15 protein-coding genes are annotated in these 21,417 nt (G+C 69.5%); 12 read left to right on the top strand and 3 right to left on the bottom strand.

Annotation, left to right across the window (positions count from 1 at the left end; genetic code table 11):
- The first annotated feature begins 33 nt into the window (after positions 1-33).
- From MYMAC_RS32475 to MYMAC_RS32460, 4 genes are all read left to right on the top strand, one after another.
- Positions 34-924 (top strand): 2-oxo acid dehydrogenase subunit E2, encoded by an 891-nt coding sequence (locus MYMAC_RS32475; RefSeq protein WP_239989151.1) that lies wholly within the window; start codon positions 34-36, stop codon positions 922-924.
- A 28-nt stretch (positions 925-952) separates the two neighbouring features.
- Complete coding sequence (locus tag MYMAC_RS32470; protein ID WP_013937619.1) at positions 953-1,180, top strand: hypothetical protein; 228 nt, start codon at positions 953-955, stop codon at positions 1,178-1,180.
- Between the two features lie 100 nt (positions 1,181-1,280).
- Positions 1,281-1,628 (top strand): TipAS antibiotic-recognition domain-containing protein, encoded by a 348-nt coding sequence (locus tag MYMAC_RS32465; protein WP_095960873.1) that lies wholly within the window; start codon positions 1,281-1,283, stop codon positions 1,626-1,628.
- 88 nt (positions 1,629-1,716) lie between these two features.
- Complete coding sequence (locus MYMAC_RS32460) at positions 1,717-2,022, top strand: cyclic-phosphate processing receiver domain-containing protein (RefSeq protein WP_013937621.1); 306 nt, start codon at positions 1,717-1,719, stop codon at positions 2,020-2,022.
- Between the two features lie 30 nt (positions 2,023-2,052).
- Here the strand turns inward: MYMAC_RS32460 and MYMAC_RS38125 are convergent, their stop codons facing one another.
- From MYMAC_RS38125 to MYMAC_RS38765, 3 genes are all read right to left on the bottom strand, one after another.
- Positions 2,053-2,754, bottom strand: a complete 702-nt coding sequence (locus MYMAC_RS38125) for a hypothetical protein (RefSeq protein ID WP_239989150.1) — start codon at positions 2,752-2,754, stop codon at positions 2,053-2,055.
- A gap of 503 nt (positions 2,755-3,257) precedes the next feature.
- Entirely contained in the window at positions 3,258-3,995 is a 738-nt protein-coding gene (locus MYMAC_RS32445) for a transglycosylase domain-containing protein (protein ID WP_095960870.1), read from the bottom strand.
- Positions 3,996-4,017: 22 nt separating this feature from the next.
- Entirely contained in the window at positions 4,018-4,521 is a 504-nt protein-coding gene (locus tag MYMAC_RS38765) for a carboxypeptidase-like regulatory domain-containing protein (protein WP_157770481.1), read from the bottom strand.
- A 140-nt stretch (positions 4,522-4,661) separates the two neighbouring features.
- On the opposite strand from MYMAC_RS38765, the gene MYMAC_RS32435 reads away from it, so the two are divergent.
- From MYMAC_RS32435 to MYMAC_RS32395, 8 genes are all read left to right on the top strand, one after another.
- Positions 4,662-5,546, top strand: a complete 885-nt coding sequence (locus MYMAC_RS32435) for a hypothetical protein (protein ID WP_095960868.1) — start codon at positions 4,662-4,664, stop codon at positions 5,544-5,546.
- Positions 5,547-5,747: 201 nt separating this feature from the next.
- Entirely contained in the window at positions 5,748-13,178 is a 7,431-nt protein-coding gene (locus MYMAC_RS32430; protein ID WP_095960867.1) for a HAMP domain-containing protein, read from the top strand.
- A 122-nt stretch (positions 13,179-13,300) separates the two neighbouring features.
- Positions 13,301-15,283, top strand: coding sequence for a hybrid sensor histidine kinase/response regulator (locus tag MYMAC_RS32425; protein WP_204817112.1), 1,983 nt, complete (start codon positions 13,301-13,303; stop codon positions 15,281-15,283).
- Between the two features lie 74 nt (positions 15,284-15,357).
- Positions 15,358-15,858 (top strand): sigma-70 family RNA polymerase sigma factor, encoded by a 501-nt coding sequence (locus MYMAC_RS32420; RefSeq protein ID WP_013937627.1) that lies wholly within the window; start codon positions 15,358-15,360, stop codon positions 15,856-15,858.
- Entirely contained in the window at positions 15,855-16,637 is a 783-nt protein-coding gene (locus MYMAC_RS32415) for a hypothetical protein (protein ID WP_095960865.1), read from the top strand. Before MYMAC_RS32420 ends, MYMAC_RS32415 begins: the two co-directional genes overlap by 4 nt.
- The gene (locus tag MYMAC_RS32410) at positions 16,634-18,160 is read left to right on the top strand and encodes a caspase family protein (RefSeq protein ID WP_095960864.1); all 1,527 of its coding nucleotides are present in this window, start codon (positions 16,634-16,636) and stop codon (positions 18,158-18,160) included. The genes MYMAC_RS32415 and MYMAC_RS32410 overlap by 4 nt, the downstream gene beginning before the upstream one ends.
- A 498-nt stretch (positions 18,161-18,658) precedes the next feature.
- Complete coding sequence (locus MYMAC_RS32400) at positions 18,659-19,807, top strand: IS4 family transposase (RefSeq protein WP_095961673.1); 1,149 nt, start codon at positions 18,659-18,661, stop codon at positions 19,805-19,807.
- A 93-nt stretch (positions 19,808-19,900) separates the two neighbouring features.
- Positions 19,901-21,397: an Ig-like domain-containing domain gene (locus tag MYMAC_RS32395; RefSeq protein ID WP_095960862.1), complete on the top strand. Its 1,497-nt coding sequence runs from the start codon at positions 19,901-19,903 to the stop codon at positions 21,395-21,397.
- The last annotated feature ends 20 nt before the right edge of the window (positions 21,398-21,417 follow it).

Genomic DNA, 21,417 nt, shown 5'->3' with positions numbered 1-21,417 from the left:
GCGCAGGGCCCCGGTTGCAGGGGGACGGGCTCCATGCGAAGCCGGATGCTGCCCGTGCACCTCGACCTTCAGCCCGCACCACCTGCCGGTGCCTTCCGCAAGCTCGCCCTGGGGACGTGGCGCTCGCCGGGAGACCCCAGCGCCTACGCGGCCGTCGAGCTGCGCATGGAGCGGGCCATGGCCTTTCTCGACGCCTTCCGCGTCCGGACGGGGCAGCGCCTCACGGTGACGCACCTGGTGGCCAAGGCGGCCGCGGACGCGCTGCGGCGCCACCCGGAGGCGAATGTCCTGATGCGGTGGAACCGGCCCTGGCGGCGCAAGGACGTGGGCGTCTGCGTGCTGGTGGTGCAGCCGGGCGCGACGGGCCGCGCGGACCTGACGACAGCCACCGTGCATCGCGCGGACACGCTGCCGCTGGGGGCGTTCGCGGAGCGGATGGCCTCGCGCATCGACGCGGTCCGTGCGCGCCGGGACGCCGTCATCGAGCGGGGCAAGCGGCGCTCGTCTCGCATCCCCGGCTTCCTCATGGGGCTGGCGCTGCGGCTGCTGTCCTTCGTCTGGTTCACGTTGAACGTGGACCTGCGCTGGGTAGGGATGCCGTGGGATCCGTTCGGCTCCGTGGCGGTGACGAGCCTGGGCTCGCTGGGGCTGGAGCGTGGCTACGTGGCCCTGGTGCCGTACACGCGGGTGCCCTTGCTGCTGGCCCCGGGCGCGGTGCGGACCGAGCCGGTGCTGGAGGCGGGCGAGCTGGTGCCCGGACAGGTGATGACGCTCACCTGTACGTGGGATGCCCGGCTCATCGGCGTGGAGGACGTCGCGCGCGTCCTGCGTGACATCGGCGCGGCCTTGGAGGACCCGGAGCGCGTGTGGGGCGCGGCTTCGTCGGGCGGGCCGGGGGCTGCGAGCGGGGCGCCGGTGGGATAACATCGGCCGCTGCTTCGAAAGGGCCGTCATGACCGTGGATACGAACCGCCGTGTCATCGCCTCCCGCCCCGTGGGCCGCGCGCTGGGTGGGCAGGACCGCTTCGAGAAGGAGGCGCTGGAGGGGCCCGCGGAGGGTGGGCTCGCGATGGCGCGGCGGCAGCGGATGGCGGGCGGCTCGCTCCGCGCCGGTGAGGAGAGTCCGTTCGCCGCGAAGCTGCGGAAGCTTGCGGACGGCGCGTCCGACGGGGAGCGCTGAGGCGCGGCTTCGCGCGCGACATGCCTCTTGCGCCTCACGTCGCGTGAGGCGGTACCCAGCTCGTCACGCCACAATGCCGTGGCGAGATGAGGTGCGAAGCATGTCCGAGAAGCACTACACGCCGGAGCAGCTCCAGCAGTTGAAGGCTCGTCGCGAGGCCCTGGGCGAGGAGGCCCTTCGCGCGGTCGAGGCCGAATGGCCCCAGCTCATCGCTCGGGTCCGCGCGGAGATGGACAAGGGCACGGACCCCACGAGCGAGCCGGTGCGTGCGCTGGCCGTGCGCTGGCGTGAGCTCTTGACGGCCTTCACGGGCGGTGACCCGGGTATCGAGCGGGCGCTGAACGCGACCCACCAGCAGGAGCCCGAGGTCGCGGCGCGGCACGGGCTGGACCCGAAGCTCTTTGAGTACATCGGCCGGGCGATGGCTTGCCTCGAGGGGCCGGCGTAGCTGTTGCGCGAGCCGCGTCGTTCCGGTGGATTTCAGTCGCGGCGCCCCAGGCTCGTCCCTGGGGCGCCGCGGTGGAGGCGCGGATGCGATGAAGGTCTATCTGGACGACGAACGCGCCACGCCCGAGGGTTGGGTCCGGGTGTGGTGGCCCGAAGAGGCCATCGCGCTGCTCGAGGCGGGGCAGGTGACGGAGCTGAGCCTGGACCATGACCTGGGCGACGACGCGCATGGCACCGGGTATGACGTCCTGCTGTGGCTGGAGGAGGCCGTGGCGACCCGTGGCTTCGTGCCGCCACGGGTCCAGGTGCATTCGGCGAACAGCTCGGCTCGGCAGAAGATGGCGTTGGCCGTTGCCCGCATCGAGCGCTTCGTCCAGGAGCGGCAAGGGAGCTGACCCCGGCTCCTGGACGGTGGATGCGGGGACTCAGCGCCTGCGGTTCGGGTAGGTCCGAATCTGCGTGGCGTAGGTGTCGCCATCCGCGATGTAGTTGAACGCGGCCTGCACCGGCGTGCCCTCGGCGAGTTGCTGAGGTGGGACGCGCTTGCCGTTGGCGCTGATGCGCGTGGTGTTGGTCACGAGGAGGTTGAAGGTGTCTCCGGACTCCGCGTCGCGGACCACGACGTGGTCCTTTCCGACGGAGGCCACCTGGCCTTGCATGACGACGCTGGCCAGCACCGTGGAGTCCGTGTCCGCGTCAGGCGGCGCTGTCTGCGTCCCCGAGCCGCCAGTGCCCGTGTCCTCGCGGCGCAAGGTGTTGACCTCTGCTTCGAGCCGCTGGACCTGGTCGCGGAGGCGCGCGACCTCTTGTTGGAGGTCCTCGGGACGCGAGGAGCCCTCCGCCGGGGCCTCCGCGGAAGCCCCGGAGCCTGTGCCGCTGGTGATCGAGCCGACCGATGCGCCGCTGGTGGCCGTGCGACCTGTTCCCGCCCCGGTCGTCGTTCCACTGCCGCCGCCCGTGCCCACGTTCGTATCCGTCACGCCAGACCTGCCGGTGCCACTCACGTCCGACGCCCCCGTCCCGGCCGTGCCCGTGGACGGAACGTTCATTCCAGCCTCCCCGGTGCCGCCGGTGCCACTCACGTCCGACGCCCCCGTCCTGGCCGTGCCCGTGGACGGAACGTTCATTCCAGGCCTCCCGGTGCCGCCGGCGCCGGTCGCGGGCGCTCCGGCCTGACCGCTGCCGCCGGTCCCTGCCTCCAGGAGGCTCCCTCGTGTCGCGCCAGCGGGAGGCGCGGCGGCGGGCTCGGCGCCGGTGTTGGTCTCAATCGTCCCCATTGGGGTTCCCCCCGAGGTGCCCGGTGCAAGCAGCGGTGGCTGCGTGAAGTTGCCCGGCTCGTAGTACTCCTGCGGCTGGACGGGGCCCGGGGCTCCGCCAGACGCTGCCCCGCCAGCCGAGCCACCGCTCGTTGACTGGGCGACCCCGGCCGCTGACGTGAGCAGGCTGAAGGTCAGAGCGGCATGGGTGATGGCGCGTCGCATGGTCGGTTCCTTTCCCTTTGCCTGGAAAAGGTGTGGCCCAAGGGCGAGGCGGCAAGCGCCAGGACAGGCGGACAGTCAGGAGGATGGTCGCGCGTTGGGAGCGTTGGCGTCGGGCAGCCGCCACCGGCTACCTCTCCAAGACCCCTTCATCAGTAGTCGGGACATGACGCGGCGCTGGCCGTGGCGGCCAGGGGCCAGGGCGCCGAGCGTGCCGACTCCAATTCCATCTGCGTCACCACGCCCACCGCGCGCAGTTCTTCCAGCAGGGTGTCGCGCCGACGCCGGAGCCGGTCTGGTGCACATTCCACATCCCAGGCTTTCGCCGAGACGACGAGGAGGAACGCTGCGTCTGCGAGGTCGAGCCGAGCCACGTCCTTGTGCAGCAGCGCAGGCGCCGCGGCGGACACACCGAACAGGTCTCGTCCAAACCAGATGTGGTGCGCCTCGAAGGCGAGCAACTCCTCCGCGCTCCAGTTTCGCGTGAGCCAGATGGTCAGGGCCAGCTCCCCGAGTCGCGGCAATCTCTTGTGTTCATTCGCCAGGAGGCGCGACCACTGGCGGGCCACGTGAGTGGCGAGCCTGAACCCCTGGGGAGACAGGTCGTGACTCGCGCTCTGTGGTTGATGCCTGCGGAGCACGAGCTTGGCCATCGTGAAGACGATGGTGGTGGGCCAGGCGGGCTGCACCTGTGGCGTCGCGGTCTTCTCGCGGTGCGCCCACGCCACCCGGTTCCATGACTCCGGCAAGGCGGGCGTCGTCACCTTCTGGGGAAAGGCGCGCACCTGGGCGAGTGCGGCCCGGTAGACGCACTCCACGCCGGCCAGCAGCGCCACAAACCCGAGGCTCAGCAACCACACTGTCACCTTGAGGAGTCGTTTCCAGCGCATGGCCGGGGGGCTTCAGCAACCTTCACGCCAACGATGGCAGCCGCGAACGACTGCGCCACCAAAGCGGACCGACGTGTGCGTGGGGGGCGGTCCCGGACAGAGGTTCGGAGCTCGCTGTACCGAAAACCCCCGACATTTCCGAACAGCGAGCCTCACGGGTGGTCAGGGGAGGGGCCCGCGCGGCATGCGAATCGCGTGGCGTCCCAGCCGCGACGTTGACGCGCGGTGAGCGTCCCTCGCGGATGGAGGGGAGACGGTGTGGGGCTCGAAGAGCTCGCGTTCGAAGCCGCAGCGTGTAGCCACCGGGAGGCAGTCCGGCGAGCCGGTATCCGCCGTCGTGCCCCGTCACCGCGGTGTGCTCACGGGCCCCCGCGCTCGCGGTCACGACGACGTCCGCGACGGGTTGTCCGGATCGGGCATCGGTGACGGTGCCCAGAGCGGCACTCCCAGGATTCGCCGTCGCGCTGGACGCCAGCAGCGTGGGCAGCAGGGCTCCAACGAGTCGCGGCGCCTTCTTCCCCTCCATCCGGCCGTTGCCTCTCCTCCAGAACATCATGGCACGGCCCCCCTTCGGCCCCGTTCTGTGCTGTCGTGGGAAGCGAATGGGGACGTGGCGCCGGGCCGCCGCCTGGCGGAACCAGCCGCGCCGCCGTGAGGAGCCGCCGTGTGAGTGGACGGGAGAGTCCGGTGTCAGGAGGCAAGGCGGCGCGTGCTTCCGCGAAGGAGGCCCGTCAGCGCCGCGTGGGGCCCTGGCCTCTCACGGTGGCCACCTCGGCCGCGCTCGGGTTGCTCGTCTACGTGGCCACCACCAGCCTGCCGTACCTCATCTCCGCGCCCGCCTCGGACCCGCACTTCGGCGCCCTGAACCACTGCCTCTCCCGCCTGCTGCAAGGCCCGCTGCTGGGGTGGGCCGTCTCTCCGGATGCCTCGCGCGCGGCCATCTATGGCTCCCAGGCCATGGCGGTCTGCACGCGGGCGGGCGGCTCGCGGCGCATGCCCCTGGCGGGGGTGCGCGCCGTCACCTTCGACGCGGAGAACCGCCTCTGGTGGTCGCAGGCCGGGAAGCTGTGGCGGGACGACGCAGGCACCGCGAAGCGCGTGGGCGACTTCTTCCCGGTGTCGCTCGTCAGCCACGGGAGCGGGGTGCTGGCGCTGGACGCGGAGGGGCAGCTCGTCTCGGTGGCGTCCGACGGGGCGGTGCTGGGCCAGGTGCCAGTGCCCGGACCCGAAGCGCGGCTCTCGGTGGGGGCGGAGGGGGCCTTCGCCGCCGTGCTCGACGGCCCGTCGCTCCGGTTCTACGAGGCACGCACCCTCACGCCGCTCCCCGTGGAGCCTCCGTGTGGCGTGGCGGGCCTGTGGTGGCTCGAGCGCCCCGAGCGGGTCCTCGTCGCCTGCGCGCAGGACGCCGGGCTGGCCTACGCGTTGGATCTCCAGACCGCCCGCTACGAGCCAGCGAAGCGCCCGTCTGGAGCGCCTGCCTGGAGGCTCCTCGGGCGGCCCCTCTATGTGCATGGCTGTGACGGATTTCCGTGCACGGCCCCCGCCCCCTGAGATGTTGGAAGGAGGCGCGCCGTCTCGTGCCTTTCACGGGGTGTCCGGGCCTCCTGAACCCCCGCGTTCATTGGTGAACGCTCAGGGGTTCGCGCGGCCGGCATTGAATCGACAAGTCCGCGAACTCCCTGGAGATTCATGCCAGTCCGGGCGCCGCTTCAGCGCAGTCAGCAGCGTTCATCCCGATCAGAGGTTTCTTGCGTGGACGACACAAAGGTTCCCCAGTCCCAGTCCAATGGCCGCAAGCGCGCCGCCGCGCGCAAGCCTTCGGGGAACGGCGCTTCCCGCTCGGAGGAGCCCACTCGCGCCGTGGCCTCCACCGAGCGCGCCTCGGTCAACCGCTTGCGCGGCGACCGGGGACGGACCCGCTCCACCGCGCCAGCGGACGCCGAGGTGGCGCCGCCCAGGCCGGCCCGCCGCAACGGCCGCGGCGGCGCGGCGCCCGCCTCACGTGGCCGGGGGCGCGGCGGCCACCCGCTGCACCCCCTGCTCGCCGCGCTCCGCTCGGTGCAGAGCGGGGACTTCTCCGTGCGCCTGCCCGTCGACGACGCTGATCCCGTGCTGGAGGAGATCGCCGACGCCTTCAACGCCGTGGTGTCGCTCAACGCCACCCTGACGCAGGAAGTGGTCCGCGTGGAGCGCGTGGTCGGCCGGGAGGGCCGCATGGGCGAGCGCGTGACGCTGGGCGACGTGCGCGGCGACTGGGCCCACAGCACCCACTCCATCAACTCGCTCATCGGCGACCTGGTGCAGCCCACCACGGAGGTGGCGCGCGTGCTGGTGGCCGTGGCGCAGGGTGACCTCACCCAGAAGATGGCGCTGGAGATTGATGGCCAGCCCGTCAAGGGCGAGTTCCTCCGCATCGGCACCACCGTCAACGCGATGCTGGACCAGCTCAACAGCTTCGCCGCCGAGGTGACGCGCGTCGCCAAGGAGGTGGGCAGCGACGGCAAGCTGGGCGGTCAGGCGGAGGTGCGCGGCGTGTCCGGCGTGTGGAAGGACCTCACGGACAACGTGAACCTGATGGCCAACAACCTCACGGCCCAGGTGCGCAACATCGCCGAGGTGTCCACCGCCGTGGCCAAGGGCGACCTGTCGAAGAAGATCACCGTGGACGCCCGCGGCGAGGTCTTCGAGCTCAAGAGCACCATCAACACCATGGTGGACCAGCTCAACAGCTTCGCCTCGGAAGTGACGCGCGTGGCGCGTGAAGTCGGCACCGAAGGGAAGCTGGGCGGCCAGGCCGCGGTGCCCGGCGTGTCCGGCACCTGGAAGGACCTCACGGACAACGTGAACTTCATGGCCTCCAACCTCACCACGCAGGTGCGCGGCATCGTGAAGGTGGTGACGGCCGTCGCCGGCGGCGACCTGACGCAGAAGCTGATGGTGCCGTCGCAGGGTGAGATTGCCGCGCTGGGCGCCACGCTCAACGCGATGACGGACACCCTCAATGTCTTCGCGCAGCAGGTGACCAGCGTCGCGCGCACGGTGGGTGTGGAGGGCAAGCTGGGCGCCCAGGCCCAGGTGCCCGGCGCGGCCGGTACGTGGAAGGACCTCACGGACAACGTGAACCTGATGGCCAGCAACCTCACGGCCCAGGTGCGCAACATCGGCGAGGTGACGACGGCCGTCGCCAAGGGTGACCTGTCCAAGAAGATCACCGTCGACGTGCGCGGCGAGGTGCTGGAGCTGAAGGACACCATCAACACCATGGTGGACCAGCTCCGCGCCTTCGCCTCCGAGGTGACGCGCGTGGCCCGCGAGGTGGGCACCGACGGCAAGCTGGGTGGCCAGGCAGACGTGAAGGGCGTGGGCGGCGTGTGGAAGGACCTCACGGACAACGTGAACTACATGGCCTCCAACCTCACCACGCAGGTGCGAAACATCGCGCTGGTGACCACGTCGGTGGCCAACGGCGACCTGTCGAAGAAAATCACCGTCGACGCGCGCGGCGAAATCCTGGAGCTGAAGAACACCATCAACACGATGGTGGACCAGCTCAACAGCTTCGCCTCGGAGGTGACGCGCGTGGCGCGTGAGGTCGGCACCCACGGCAAGCTGGGCGGCCAGGCGGAGGTGCGCGGCGTGTCCGGCACCTGGAAGGACCTCACGGACAACGTGAATGTGATGGCCGTCAACCTCACCACGCAGGTGCGCGGTATCGCCAAGGTGGTGACGGCGGTGGCCAACGGCGACCTCACCCAGCGCCTGAAGATGGAGGCCAAGGGCGAGGTGGCCGAGCTGGCGGACACCATCAACGCGATGACGCAGACGCTGTCCATCTTCGCGCAGCAGGTGACGGACGTGGCGCGCACGGTGGGCGTGGAGGGCAAGCTGGGCGCCCAGGCGGTGGTGCCGGGCGTGGCGGGCACGTGGAAGGACCTCACCAACAACGTGAACCTGCTCGCCAACAACCTCACCGACCAGGTCCGCAACATCGCCGAGGTGACGACGGCCGTCGCCCGGGGGGACCTGTCGCGCAAGATTACCGTCGACGCCAGGGGCGAGGTGCTGGAGCTCAAGAGCACCATCAACACCATGGTGGATCAGCTCAACTCGTTCGCCGCCGAGGTGACGCGCGTCGCCAAGGAGGTCGGCACCGAGGGCAAGCTGGGCGGCCAGGCGGAGGTGCGCGGCGTGTCCGGCGTGTGGAAGGACCTCACGGACAACGTGAACTTCATGGCCGTCAACCTCACCACGCAGGTGCGCGGCATCGTGCGCGTGGTGACGGCGGTGGCCAACGGCGACCTGAACCAGACGCTCACGTTGGACGCGAAGGGTGAGATTGCCGCGCTCGCGGACACCATCAACGCGATGACGCAGACGCTGTCCATCTTCGCGCAGCAGGTGACGGACGTGGCGCGCACGGTGGGCGTGGAGGGCAAGCTGGGCGCCCAGGCGGAGGTGCCGGGCGTGGCGGGCACGTGGAAGGACCTCACCAACAACGTGAACCTGCTCGCCAACAACCTCACGGCGCAGGTGCGCAACATCGCCGAGGTGACGACGGCCGTCGCCAACGGTGACCTGTCCAAGAAAATCACGGTCGACGCCAAGGGCGAGGTGCTGGAGCTCAAGAGCACCATCAACACCATGGTGGACCAGCTCCGCGCCTTCGCCGCCGAGGTGACGCGCGTCGCCAAGGAGGTCGGCACCGAAGGAAAGCTGGGCGGCCAGGCCGACGTGAAGGACCTGTCCGGCGTGTGGAAGGACCTCACGGACAACGTGAATGTGCTGGCCGGCAACCTCACGGACCAGGTGCGAAACATCGCCAAGGTGACGACGGCAGTGGCCAACGGCGACCTGTCCCAGAAGATCACCGTCTCCGTGAAGGGCGAGGTGCTGGAGCTGAAGAACACCATCAACACCATGGTGGACCAGCTCCGCGCCTTCGCCTCCGAGGTGACCCGCGTCGCCAAGGAGGTCGGCACCGAGGGCAAGCTGGGCGGTCAGGCCGCGGTGCCCGGCGTCGCGGGCACGTGGAAGGACCTCACGGACAACGTGAATGTGCTGGCCGGCAACCTCACGGACCAGGTGCGAAACATCGCCAAGGTGACGACGGCGGTGGCCAACGGCGACCTGTCCCAGAAAATCTCCGTGGAGGCCCGGGGCGAAATCCTGGAGCTGAAGAGCACCATCAACACCATGGTGGACCAGCTCCGCGCCTTCGCCGCCGAGGTGACCCGCGTCGCGAAGGAGGTGGGGACGGACGGAAAGCTGGGCGGTCAGGCCGCGGTGCCCGGCGTCGCGGGCACGTGGAAGGACCTCACGGACAACGTGAACAGCATGGCCTCCAACCTCACCGCGCAGGTGCGCAACATCGCGCTGGTGACGACGGCGGTGGCCAACGGCGACCTGTCCAAGAAGATCACCGTCGACGCCAAGGGCGAAATCCTGGAGCTGAAGGACACCATCAACATCATGGTGGACCAGCTCAACAGCTTCTCCGCGGAGGTGACGCGCGTCGCGCGCGAGGTCGGCACCGAGGGCAAGCTGGGCGGTCAGGCGGAGGTGCGCGGCGTGTCCGGCGTTTGGAAGGACCTCACGGACAACGTGAACTTCATGGCCCGCAACCTCACCACGCAGGTGCGCGGCATCGTGAAGGTCGTGACGGCGGTGGCCAACGGCGACCTGAAGCAGAAGCTGGCGGTGGAGGCGAAGGGCGAGGTCGCCGCGCTGGCGGAGACCATCAACAACATGACGGACACGCTGGGCACCTTCGCGGACCAGGTGTCCTCGGTGGCCCGCGAGGTGGGCGTCGAAGGGAAGCTGGGCGGCCAGGCCCGCGTGCCGGGGGTGGCGGGCACGTGGAAGGACCTCACGGACAACGTGAACTTCATGGCCTCCAACCTCACCACGCAGGTGCGCGGCATCGTGAAGGTCGTGACGGCGGTGGCCAACGGCGACCTGACGCAGAAGCTGGCGGTGGAGGCGAAGGGCGAGGTCGCCGCGCTGGCGGAGACCATCAACAACATGACGGACACGCTGGGCACCTTCGCCGACCAGGTGACGACGGTGGCCCGCGAGGTGGGCATTGAAGGGAAGCTGGGCGGCCAGGCCCGCGTGCCCGGCGCGCGCGGCACGTGGCGGCAGCTCACGGACAACGTGAACCAGCTCGCCGGCACCCTGACGAGCCAGCTCCGCGCCATCTCCGACGTGGCCACCGCGGTGACGAAGGGGGACCTCACGCGCAGCATCACCGTCGTGGCCGAGGGCGAGGTCGCCGCGCTGAAGGACAACATCAACCAGATGATCGTCAACCTGCGTGAGACGACGCAGAAGAACCAGGAGCAGGACTGGCTCAAGACGAACCTGGCGAAGTTCAGCGGCATGATGCAGGGCCAGAAGAGCCTGGACGCCGTCAGCCGCCTCATCATGAGCGAGCTGACGCCGCTGGTCTCCGCCCACCACGGCGCCTTCTTCCTGGTGGACGGAAACGAGGCGGGTACGCCGCTGCTCAAGCTCACCAGCACCTACGCGTACCGGGAGCGCAAGCACATCGCCAACCGGTTCCGCTTCGGTGAGGGCGTGGTGGGCCAGTGCGCCCTGGAGCGGAAGACCATCCTGCTCACGCAGGTGCCTCCGGACTACATCACCATCTCCTCCGGCCTGGGCGAGGCCGCGCCGCTCAACATCATCGTCCTGCCCGTCCTCTTCGAGGGCGAGGTGCGGGCCGTCATCGAGCTGGCCTCGTTCCACCCCTTCAGCGCCATCCATCAAATCTTCCTGGATCAGCTCACGGAGAGCATCGGCGTGGTGCTGAACATGATCATCGCCAACATGCGCACCGAGCAGCTCCTGCTCCAATCGCAGGACCTGACGCAGGAGCTCCAGAGCCAGTCCAATGAGCTGACCCAGCAGCAGGAGGCCCTCAAGCGCAGCAACATCGAGCTGGAGGAGAAGGCCACGCTGCTGGAGGAGCAGAACCGCCGCGTCGAGGAGAAGAACAACGAGGTGGAGCGCGCCCGCGTCAGCCTGGAGGAGAAGGCCGAGCAGCTCACCGTCATCTCCAAGTACAAGAGCGAGTTCCTGGCCAACATGAGCCACGAGCTGCGCACGCCGCTCAACTCGCTGCTCATCCTGGCCAAGCTGCTGTCGGACAACAAGGACGGCAACCTCAGCACCAAGCAGGTGGAGTACGCGAACACCATCTACGCGTCCGGCGGAGACCTGCTCAGCCTCATCAACGAAATCCTGGACCTGTCCAAGGTGGAGGCCGGGAAGATGCAGGTGGAGCCGAGGGACATCGTCCTCACCGAGCTCAACCAGTTCATCGAGCGCAGCTTCCTGCCCGTGGCGGAGCAGAAGGGCCTGGACTTCGCCGTGGAGGTGGGCCCCGGCGCGCCGCGCCACATCCGCACCGACCCGCAGCGGCTCCAGCAGGTGCTCAAGAACCTGCTGTCCAACGCCTTCAAGTTCACCGACGAGGGCAGCGTGCAGCTCAAGGTGAAGCTGGCCGAGCCGGGCACGCACTTCGACCACGAGGTCCTGCGGCGCTCGCGGTACGTGCTCGGCTTCTCGGTGGTGGACACGGGCATCGGCATCGCGCGGGACAAGCAGCGCCTCATCTTCGAGGCCTTCCAGCAGGCGGATGGCTCCACCGCGCGCAAGTACGGCGGCACCGGCCTGGGCCTGTCCATCAGCCGCGAAATCGCCAAGCTGCTGGGCGGCGAAATCCAGGTGGCCAGCGAGCCTGGCCGCGGCAGCACCTTCACCCTCTACCTGCCGCCGGAGTACCTCAGCCCGGAGGAGGAGGGCCTGCCGTCCATCGTGCCCTTGTACGAGCCGCCGCCCCGGCTGGCGTCGCCTCCGGCGCCGGAGCCGCATCTGGCGGAGCCGCCTCCCGCGCCGCCGGCGGCGGACAGCGGCCACGTGCTGGACGCGGCGCTGCCGCCGCCCATCGAGTCGCTGCTGACGCCCGTGGCCGTGGAGGATGACCGCGACCACATCCGCGAGGGAGACCGCGTCCTGCTCCTCATCGAGGACGACGTGAAGTTCGCCCGCATCATGGTGCAGATGGCGCGGGAGAAGGGCTTCAAGGCCCTGGTGGCCACGCGCGGCGACACCGGCCTGTCCATGGCCAACGAGTTCCAGCCGCACGCCATCACCCTGGACATCCAGCTCCCCGTGGTGGACGGCTGGAGCGTGCTGGACCGGCTCAAGCGCAGCCCGCGCACGCGCCACATCCCGGTGCACGTCATCAGCGTCATGGACAAGCACCAGGGCAACTCGCAGGGCGCCTTCGGCTACCTCACCAAGCCCGTCAGCAAGGAGGGCCTGGAGCGGGTGTTCAACCAGTTGGCCAGCTTCCTGGAGCGCAAGGAGCGCCGGCTGCTGCTGGTGGAGGACGACGACGTCCAGCGCGACAGCCTGGTGAAGCTGCTCAGCGAGGGCGGCGACGTCGTGGTGACGGCCGTGGCCACCGGCGAGGAGGTGCTCCAGAGCCTGGAGGCGGGCGAGTTCGACTGCGTCGTCATCGACCTGATGCTGCCCGACACCGACGGCATCCGGCTGGTGGAGGAGGTCAAGACGCAGAACCGCTTCCGCGACCTGCCCATCGTCATCTACACCGGCAAGGAGCTGACGCCCAAGGACGAGGCCCGGCTGCGCCGCTACACCGGCAGCGTCATCCTCAAGAGCGGCACCAAGAGCCCGGAGCAGCTCCTCAGCGACACGGCGCTGTTCCTCCACCGGCTGGACCAGAACCTGCCGCCCCGCGCCCGCGCCGCCCTGGCGCAGCGCAGCGACAAGGACACGGAGCTGTCCTCCAAGAAGGTCCTCGTCGTGGATGACGACATGCGCAACATCTTCGCGCTCACCAGCGTGCTGGAGAACCACGGCATGCAGGTGGTGTTCGCGGAGAACGGGCGCGCGGCCATCGAAATGCTCGAGCAGCACCGCGACGTCGACATCGTCCTCATGGACGTGATGATGCCGGAGATGGACGGCTATGAGACCATGCGTGCCATCCGCAAGGACCTCAAGTACTCCAGCCTCCCCATCATCGCGGTGACGGCCAAGGCGCTGAAGGATGACCGCGAGAAGTGCATGGCGGCCGGCGCGAGCGACTACCTGCCCAAGCCGGTGGACACCGACAAGCTCCTGGAGCTCATCCGTCTGTGGGTGACGGCTTGATTCACTGAGTGATGGTTACCGTACGGCGCCCCTCTTCCGGGCTTGGGTCCGGACGAGGGGCCGCCTAGCCTCTTCTCCCTTGAGAAAAGGTGGGAATGGGGCAGCTTCCTCCGCCGACTTCAATGACGCCTAGCGAACACATCTCCGCGGACCGCAACCAGGAGGGGCCTTCCCAGCCCCGGGCGAGCATCCTGATGGTGGACGACCATCCGTCCAACCTGCTCGCGCTCGAGGCCATCCTCGAGCCGCTCGGGCAGGAGCTGGTGAAGGCCACCAGCGGTGAGGAGGCGCTGAAGTTCCTGCTTCAGCGCGACTTCGCCGTCATCTTGATGGACGTTCAGATGCCCGGGCTGGACGGCTTCCAGACGGCCACCCTCATCAAGCAGCGCGAGCGCACGCGCACCATCCCCATCATCTTCCTCACCGCGCTCAGCCGCGACGCGGCCCACGTGTTCAAGGGCTACGCGCACGGCGCGGTGGACTACCTGCTCAAGCCCTTCGACCCGGAAATCCTCCGCTCCAAGGTCAGCGTCTTCGTGGACCTGTTCCTCAAGGAGCAGCAGATTCAGCGGCAGGCGGCGCTGCTGCGCGAGCGCGAGCGCGAGGCGCTGGAGCGGCAGAGCGAGCTGCGCCACCTGCGGCTCACGGAGTCCCTGCCGGAGGTGATGTGGGCGGCGCGCTCGGATGGCAGCTTCACCTATGCCAACCGCGCCGCGCGCGACTACACCGGCATCCAGGCGGAGCAGCCGCTGTCGCTCAACACCTTCCTGGAGTTCGTCCACCCCTCGGACCGCGAGGCCATGCGCGCCGCGTGGGGGCAGGCCATCCGCCTGGGGCAGCGCGTGGAGCGCGAGTTCCGCCTGCGCCGCTTCGACGGCGTGTACCGCTGGCACCTGGCGCGCGCGGTGCCGGAGCGCGACGAGAATGGCCTGCTGGTTGGCTGGATTGCCGTGGCCACGGACATCGACGACAAGCGCCGGGCGGAGGAGGCGCAGGGCCGCTTCAAGGCGACGCTGGACGCGACGCTGGACTGCGTCCTCATGTTCTCCCCGGACTCGCTGACGCTCACCTACGCCAACGCGGGCGCGGCCAAGCAGCTCGCCGGCAGCGCCGAGGAGCTGGTGGGGCTGTCGGTGCTGGAGGTGGAGGGCGCCTTCGACGAGGCGGGCTTCCGCAAGCTGCTGGCGCCGCTGGTGAGCGGCACGCTGCCCAGCCAGACGTACTCCACCAGCCACCGCCGGCGGGACGGCTCCGAGGTGCCGGTGGAGGTGGTGCTCCAGTACGTGGCGGCGGACGGCGGCCCCGGGCGCTTCATCTCCGTGGCGCGCGACATCACCGAGCGCCAGCGCGCGGAGACGGCGCTGCGGCTGGCCAGCGAGGCGAAGGACGCCTTCCTCGCGGCGGCCAGCCACGAGCTGCGCACGCCGCTGGCCGCGGCCAAGGGCCACGCGCACCTGGCGCTCTTGAAGCTGGGCGGCGAGACGGAGACCGGGCCGGGCAAGTCGCTCAAAATCATCAACCGGCAGATCGACCGCATGGCCAAGCTGGTGGAGGACCTGCTGGACATCAGCCGCCTCCAGGCCGGGCGCCTGTCCCTGGAGCTGGAGCGCTTCGACCTGAGCCACCTGGTCCACGAGACGCGGGACCGCATGGCGGTGCTGTCGCAGGGCCATGAAATCCACGTCGAGGCCTCCGAGCAGCTCGAGGGCACGTGGGACCGGGGCCGCCTGGACCAGGTGCTCACCAACCTCCTGTCCAACGCGCTGCGCTACTCGCCCGAGGGCGGGCCGGTGTGGGTGCGGGTGCAGGGCGAGCGCGACGAGGGCGTCCACCTGTCGGTGACGGACACCGGTGTGGGCATCCCCAAGGAGAAGCAGGCGCTCATCTTCGAGCGCTTCGGCCGCGCGCACGGCAGCAAGTACGGCGGCCTGGGCCTGGGGCTCACCATCAGCCAGGGCATCGTGGAGCAGCACGGCGGCCGCATCTGGGTGGAGTCACCGGGCGTGGCGGGGGAGGGTTCCACGTTCCACGTGTGGCTGCCGCGGGAGACGGAGGCGCCCCCCGGCACCGTGCATCCGGACGCGGACACGCGCTCCACGAACTGAGCGGGTCCGCGTTTTTTCTAGGGGCGCGGTTCCCACGCTGGCACGGTCGCGTGTCCAATGCGCGTGGAGAATCAATGGCCCGGGGACTAGGCGCCTCGGAGCTCGCCGACCTCTATGAAAAGTACGCGCCCACCGTCCACGGGAGGGCCAGGACCCTGCTCGGCCGCGACTCGGACGCCTGGGATGCCGTGCAGGAGGTCTTCTGCCGGCTCCTCCAGGCGGGCGGGGCGTTCCGCGCGGAGGCACGCCCCATGACCTACATCTTCCGGGTCACCACCCATGTCTGCCTCAACATGCTGCGGAGCCGGGCGTTGAAGGACGTCCCCGCCCAGGCGCTCGCCGAAGCAGAGGAGGCGGGGGCGGACCCGCAGGAGGTGGAGGCGCGCAACCTGCTGCGGGTGCTGGCCCGCGAGCTGGATGACCGCGCCCTCCAGATTGCGACGCTCCACTTCGTGGACGCGCTCACCCAGGAGGAAATCGTGGAGGTGGTGGGCCTGTCGCGCAAGACGGTGGGGCGCGAGCTGGAGAAGGTCCGGGTCCGCGCGCGGGAGCTGGCGCTGGAGCCCCGGTCATGAGCGGGCACCTGTCGAGGCTCGCGTTGGACGAGCTGGTGGTGGGGGACGCGCCACCTCCCACGCATCTGGCGTCGTGCGAGCAGTGTCAGGCGAAGCTGGAGCGGCTGCGCGAGGCGGCGGGCGCGGCACGCGAGGCCCCGGAGTTCGCGTGGAGGAAGACGCGCGTGCTGGCGCGGCGTGAGGCCCCTGCACCCGCGGGAGTGTCACGGGCGTTCGCGTGGGCGCGGGTGTTCGCCCCGCGTGCCGAGGCCGCGCCGATGCGCGCGCCTCCGAGGACCTGGCGGTGGGCGGTTCCGCTGCTCGCGGTCCTGGGGTTGGCGTCGGTGGTGGTGCTGCGGGAGCCGCCGGAGGGCGTCCGCGTCAAGGGCGGCCCCTTCGTGTCCGTGGTGCGGCAGTCGGATGGCGCCGTGGATGCGCCGCTGTCGCCCGGGGACGTGGTGACGCTCTCGCTGAAGACAGCGCCCTATCGGTACGTGCTGGTGTTCGCCACGGACGCGGCGGGCAAGGTATCGCTGCTGTGGCCCTCGCGGGGCACGCAGTCGGGAGACCCGGCCACGCTGACGATGCCGCCCACGTTCATCGTCACGCCCGGTGATTTCGTGCTGGATGCGTTCTTCTCCGATGCGCCGCTTCCCGTCGAGCCGGGCCGCGCGGCCCTGGCGATTCGCGCCGCCGCGTGCGCCGCTCAGCAGTTGCCCTCGGATTGTCAGCCGCCCATGCCCGTTGACGGCGCGGCGCACCACCACCGTCTCGCCGTCCCCGTGAGCTCCAGCCCATGATGCTGCTCTCGCTGCTGACCGCCGCGCTGTTGTCACAGTCCCCCGCCGACGACGCGCCGCCTCCCAGGCGCTACGCGCTGCTCATCGGCGCCAACCAGGGGCTGTCCGCCGATGAGCCCCTGCGCTTCGCGGACGCGGACGCGCGCCGCATGTTCACCCTGTTCCGGGACGCGGGCGGTCTGCTCCCGGAGGACGCCCAGGTCGTCCTGGGCGCGGACGCGAGCCGGGTGAAGGCGGCGCTCGGGACGCTGCGGGAGCGCATGGCGCGGGATGCCACGCCGGGTGACCAGCTCCTCGTCTACGTGTCGAGCCACGCTGACGGTGAGGCCCTGCACCTCTCCGGGACGCGCCTTCCCGTGAAGGAGCTGGTGTCGTTCATGGAGGCGTCGCCGGTGGGCGTGGCGGTGATGTTCATTGACTCGTGCCGCTCCGGCGCCGCCACCCGCGTCAAGGGGCTGGAGCCGGTGGAGGAGCGGCTGGTGCAGTGGGCCACGCCCGCCATCAAGGGGCGCGTCATCGTCACGTCGTCCAGCGCGGACGAGGCCTCGCAGGAGGCCGATGACCTCCAGGGCTCCTTCTTCACGCACCACCTGCTGGCGGGGCTGCGTGGCGCGGGAGACCTCAACCGGGACGGGCGCGTCACGCTCCAGGAGTCCTATGCCTACGCGTATGGGCGCACGGTGGAGTCCACGCTGCTCACCCGCGCGGGGACGCAGCACCCGAACTTCCACTTCGACTTGAAGGGGCAGGGGGAGCTGGTGCTCACCGAGCCCGTGCTCGCGCCCAGCCGGCTGCTCATCACCGTGCCCGAGCCGGGCGAGTGGGTGGTGGCGTCGGAGCAGGACGGCATGGTGATGGGCGTGTTCTCCAAGGGGAGTGGCCCGGTGATGCTGGCCCTGCCGCCCGGGGGCTACCGGCTGCGCTCGCGGCGGGAGGCCTCGTGGCTGGAGCTGCGCGTCGCGGTGCCGGAGAAGGGGCACGTGCTGGTGGATGAGTCGCTGCTTCGCGAGGGGACGTTGGTGGCGATGCAGGCGAAGGGCGCTTCGGGTTGGCGGGGCGCGCTGCACCTGGGCGGCGCCTTCGCGACGCGGACCGCCAGCAACTTCGGTTCGAGCGTCGGGGGGCAGCTCCAGGCCTTGTTCAACGCGCCCATCCAGCCGGGCCTCCTGGACGTGGTGTGGGGCACCGTCGCCGGGCGCGCCAGCAAGTCCGTCGTGAGCGGCGGGCTCCGGCAGACGGAGTGGTCCCTGCGGCTGGGCATGGGGCGCAGATTCCAGGGACAGTGGAGCGCGCTGACGCTCGGTCCGGAGCTGGGCGCCTTGTACTTCCGCCAGCGCGAGGCGGGCACGTCCAGCACGGGGACGGCGCCGTACGGTGGCGTGAGCGCTTCGGCGTGGCTGGGCGTTGAACGGGTGTCGCTGGTCGTCACCGGCTCCGTGGGCGGCGCCGTGATGCCATTGCCCCAGGGGAATGCGCTGAGGGCGCTCGCGAGCGCCGGCATCGGACTTGGCTGGAACTTCTGACATGGCAGGTTCCCAGCCGGACGGGCTCACGTGTCCAAATGAAGCACGTCATGCCTGGAGCCGTGATGCCTCGCTCTTTCTCGTGTCCTTCCGCGCGTTCCGCATTGCTCTTCGCCACGCTGCCCCTGTTGGGGTGCGGCGAACTCTCCGACGGGACTCCTCGGACGCCTCCTCCCGTTGACCCACTGCACCTGGAAATCAACAACTCGCGAGGCATGGAATATGTGAACGGTTCGCTCCTCGTCACAGTGCAGACGCAGGGCGGTACTCCGGACAAGATTGAACTCCTCCGGAGTGGAGAGCCGCTGGCCACGCTGCTGCCTCCCTTCCAGTTCACCTGGGACACAACCGTGTTCAGGGAGGGCGCTGAGTCGTCCCCTCATTTGAGCCGAGCGTCAAGGGCCGTCCCCAGCGGTTGGCTGGTGCCGGAGCAGCGCGGGAAGCGGCAGTGAGGCGCGCGCTTTTCGGCGCCAGAGGTTGTCCTGCATCGTGCGGAGCATGTCGAAATCCATAACGCACGCCGAGGTGCATCGGTTCATTGAGGAAGCCGTCGGCCCGGACACCCATGCCAAGCGTGTGCTGTCGCTGTCCAATGCCACCTTGGGCGCCGTGCACGCCGCCAGCCTCTCGGTGAGGGCCATCGGACTGGCGCTCTCCCAGGCGCGGGGGTTGGAAGGCAAGCACGCCATCAAGCAGGTGGACCGACTGCTGTCCAACTCTGGCGTCGACGTGTGGCGACTGTTCGCGCAGTGGGTGCCCTTCGTGGTGGCCGAGCGCAAAGCGGTGACAGTCACCATTGACTGGACGGACTTCGAGTCGGACGACCACACCACGGTCGCCATCCAGCTTGTCACCCGCCACGGCCGCGCCACGCCGTTGCTGTGGAAGACGGTGCCCAAGAGCGAGTTGGCCGGGCAGCGCAATGCCCATGAGGACGCGTTGCTGGAGCGGTTGCACCAGGTGCTGCCCTCCGACGTGGAGGTGACGGTGCTCGCGGACCGAGGATTCGGAGACGTCGCCCTGTATGAATTGCTGGACAGACTCAGCTTCGGCTACGTCATTCGCTTTCGTGGCGTCGTGCACGTCGAAAGTGCCGGAGGGGAGGTGCACAAGGCGAAGGAGTGGGTGCCCCCGACGGGCCGTCCGAAGTTGCTGCGCGGAGCGCGCGTCACCCAGGCCCGTTTCGGCGTGGGTGCCGTCGTCTGCGTGCACCAGAAGGGAATGAAAGAGGCCTGGTTTCTGGCGGCCAGCAGCAAGGAAGCCACTGCCACCGAGTTGGTGAAGGCCTACGGACGTCGATTCACCTGCGAGGAGACGCACCGGGACATCAAGGACTTGCGCTTCGGCATGGGCCTGTCCGCCATCGCTATCGGCACCTGCGAGCGCCGCGACAGACTGTTGCTGCTGTCCGCCTTCGCCATGGCGCTGCTGACGCTGCTCGGCGCTGCGGGCGAAGCGACGGGGCTCGACAGGAAGTTCCGCGCCGACACCCGTAAGACGCGCGAGTACTCTCTCTTTCGGCAAGGCATCATCTACTACGGCGCCCTCGCCAACATGCGAGAGGAGTGGCTCCGCCCCCTCATGGAGAAATTCGCCGAGCTCATCCGCGAGCAGGCCGTCTTCCGCGAGGCATTCGGCTTCATTTGATTCGAATGAGGGGACGGCTCAGGGGAGGGCGTTCACCACCTTCAGGCTCGCGCGGAGTGGAAGGGGCATACCTTCAAGAGTGACGCGCATCCCGTGACGGTGGACCGCACGGGGCCCACCGTCAGCTCGAGTTCTCCCAATGCCTTCGAGACGCTCTTCAGCGAGACGGCGACCCTGCGGGTGACGTTCTCGGAGCCCATCCGGCTCAAGAGCGCCGAAGCGCCGATGGCCAGCATCCAGGTCGATTACCAGGAGTGGTCCTCCCGGATGACGCTGTCCGACGACCGCTTGAGTTTGTCCACGACGATGATTCAGCCCTATTTGTTGCCGTCGGAAGGCTCGGCTTCAATGTCCTGCGAGGACATCACGGACCTGGCTGGAAATCCCGCCCAGTTCAATCCCTATCCAGGACCGCGCATCCACTGGTCCTGGAGGGTCCCCTCGTTCAAGTCGGAGCCCGCCTTTTCCTTCGAGCGTACGCCAGGGGTACGGGAGGGTGCCTCGGTCGCGGGGCGGCCGGCGCTGGCCGTGGAGTCCGGTGGGGCCCTGGTGGTCGCGGTCGCCGACAGCCATGGCATGACGGAGCGGAACGAGACAGACGGAGCCCGCATCGTCGTCGGGCGCTTGGAGGGCAACGTCTGGGCTGTCCTGGGCGCGCCGTTCGCGGCTCCGGGGGCGCGCGAGGAAGCGACCGTCTCGCGGCCGCAGCTCGCGCTGGGCTCGGACGGCCACCCGGTGGTGGCCTTCCTGCAACGTGACTCCGCGAGCGCCGGTGCCGCGCTCCATGTCTTTCAATGGAGGCCCCCGGCCTGGATGCCGCTCGGGGCGCGCCTGAACCTGGCTGAGGACGCGGCGCCGTATGATGTCGCCCTCGCCATGGACAGCGAGGGCCGTCCGGTGGTGGCCTGGAGTGCCTCCGACGGCGTTCGCGTGCGACGTTGGACGGAGGGGCAGTGGCTCGCCCTGGGAGACATCCAGCGGGTAGGCACGGGGCCCGGCTCAACGGTCTCCACGGATGCGCCCGCGTTGAGTGTGGATGGCTCCGGCGGGATTTTCGTGGCGTGGGCCGAAGCCGAGTCCGCGGACGTATTGGCGGGACTGCATGTCCGTCACTGGAATGGCGCTGGCTGGACCGCGCTCGGAGAGCGGCTCCTTCACGACCGCTACTTCCCAGACCGCTATCGAGTCACCCAGCCCGCCCTGGCCACGCTGCCGGATGGTCGCCCCGTGGCTGTCTGGGGGGAGATGCATGGCTCGGAGTACCATGACGGGATGGTGGTGGCTCGCTGGTCCGGTTCGGCATGGAACCTCGAAGTCGCGACCTCCTGGGAGGAGGGACTTGACGGCGAGAAACGGCGCTGGCCGACGGTTGCCGTGGATGGCCATGGCCGGGTGTTGACGACGTTCATCGGAGGCCGTTCGTCATCAAGCCTCTATGCGAACTGGTACCCCCGTGAGCTTCATCGGAAGGAGCGCGTCCGGGATTATTCGGGCGCCGTGCCAACCTCCCTGGCGTTGGATGCGGCGGGCCACCCGGTCATCGCTGTGTCGAAAGGCGGCTCGTTGAGCATCTACCGTCCGAACCAATGAGCGCTCGTCAACGGAAGCCG

Origin of the sequence: Corallococcus macrosporus DSM 14697 (assembly GCF_002305895.1) — a bacterium.
Taxonomy (GTDB): Bacteria; Myxococcota; Myxococcia; order Myxococcales; family Myxococcaceae; genus Myxococcus; species Myxococcus macrosporus.
Note: the sequence above shows the minus strand (reverse complement) of the source record. Positions and strands in the feature narration are given on the sequence as shown.

Bases quoted from the DNA above. Each gene is read 5' to 3' on its own strand.
- MYMAC_RS32475 (WP_239989151.1), top strand. From the start codon at position 34: ATGCGAAGCCGGATGCTGCCCGTGCACCTCGACCTTCAGCCCGCACCA.
- MYMAC_RS32470 (WP_013937619.1), top strand. From the start codon at position 953: ATGACCGTGGATACGAACCGCCGTGTCATCGCCTCCCGCCCCGTGGGC.
- MYMAC_RS32465 (WP_095960873.1), top strand. From the start codon at position 1,281: ATGTCCGAGAAGCACTACACGCCGGAGCAGCTCCAGCAGTTGAAGGCT.
- MYMAC_RS32460 (WP_013937621.1), top strand. From the start codon at position 1,717: ATGAAGGTCTATCTGGACGACGAACGCGCCACGCCCGAGGGTTGGGTC.
- MYMAC_RS38125 (WP_239989150.1), bottom strand. From the start codon at position 2,754: ATGAACGTTCCGTCCACGGGCACGGCCAGGACGGGGGCGTCGGACGTG.
- MYMAC_RS32445 (WP_095960870.1), bottom strand. From the start codon at position 3,995: ATGCGCTGGAAACGACTCCTCAAGGTGACAGTGTGGTTGCTGAGCCTC.
- MYMAC_RS38765 (WP_157770481.1), bottom strand. From the start codon at position 4,521: ATGGAGGGGAAGAAGGCGCCGCGACTCGTTGGAGCCCTGCTGCCCACG.
- MYMAC_RS32425 (WP_204817112.1), top strand. From the start codon at position 13,301: ATGACGCCTAGCGAACACATCTCCGCGGACCGCAACCAGGAGGGGCCT.
- MYMAC_RS32420 (WP_013937627.1), top strand. From the start codon at position 15,358: ATGGCCCGGGGACTAGGCGCCTCGGAGCTCGCCGACCTCTATGAAAAG.
- MYMAC_RS32415 (WP_095960865.1), top strand. From the start codon at position 15,855: ATGAGCGGGCACCTGTCGAGGCTCGCGTTGGACGAGCTGGTGGTGGGG.
- MYMAC_RS32410 (WP_095960864.1), top strand. From the start codon at position 16,634: ATGATGCTGCTCTCGCTGCTGACCGCCGCGCTGTTGTCACAGTCCCCC.
- MYMAC_RS32400 (WP_095961673.1), top strand. From the start codon at position 18,659: ATGTCGAAATCCATAACGCACGCCGAGGTGCATCGGTTCATTGAGGAA.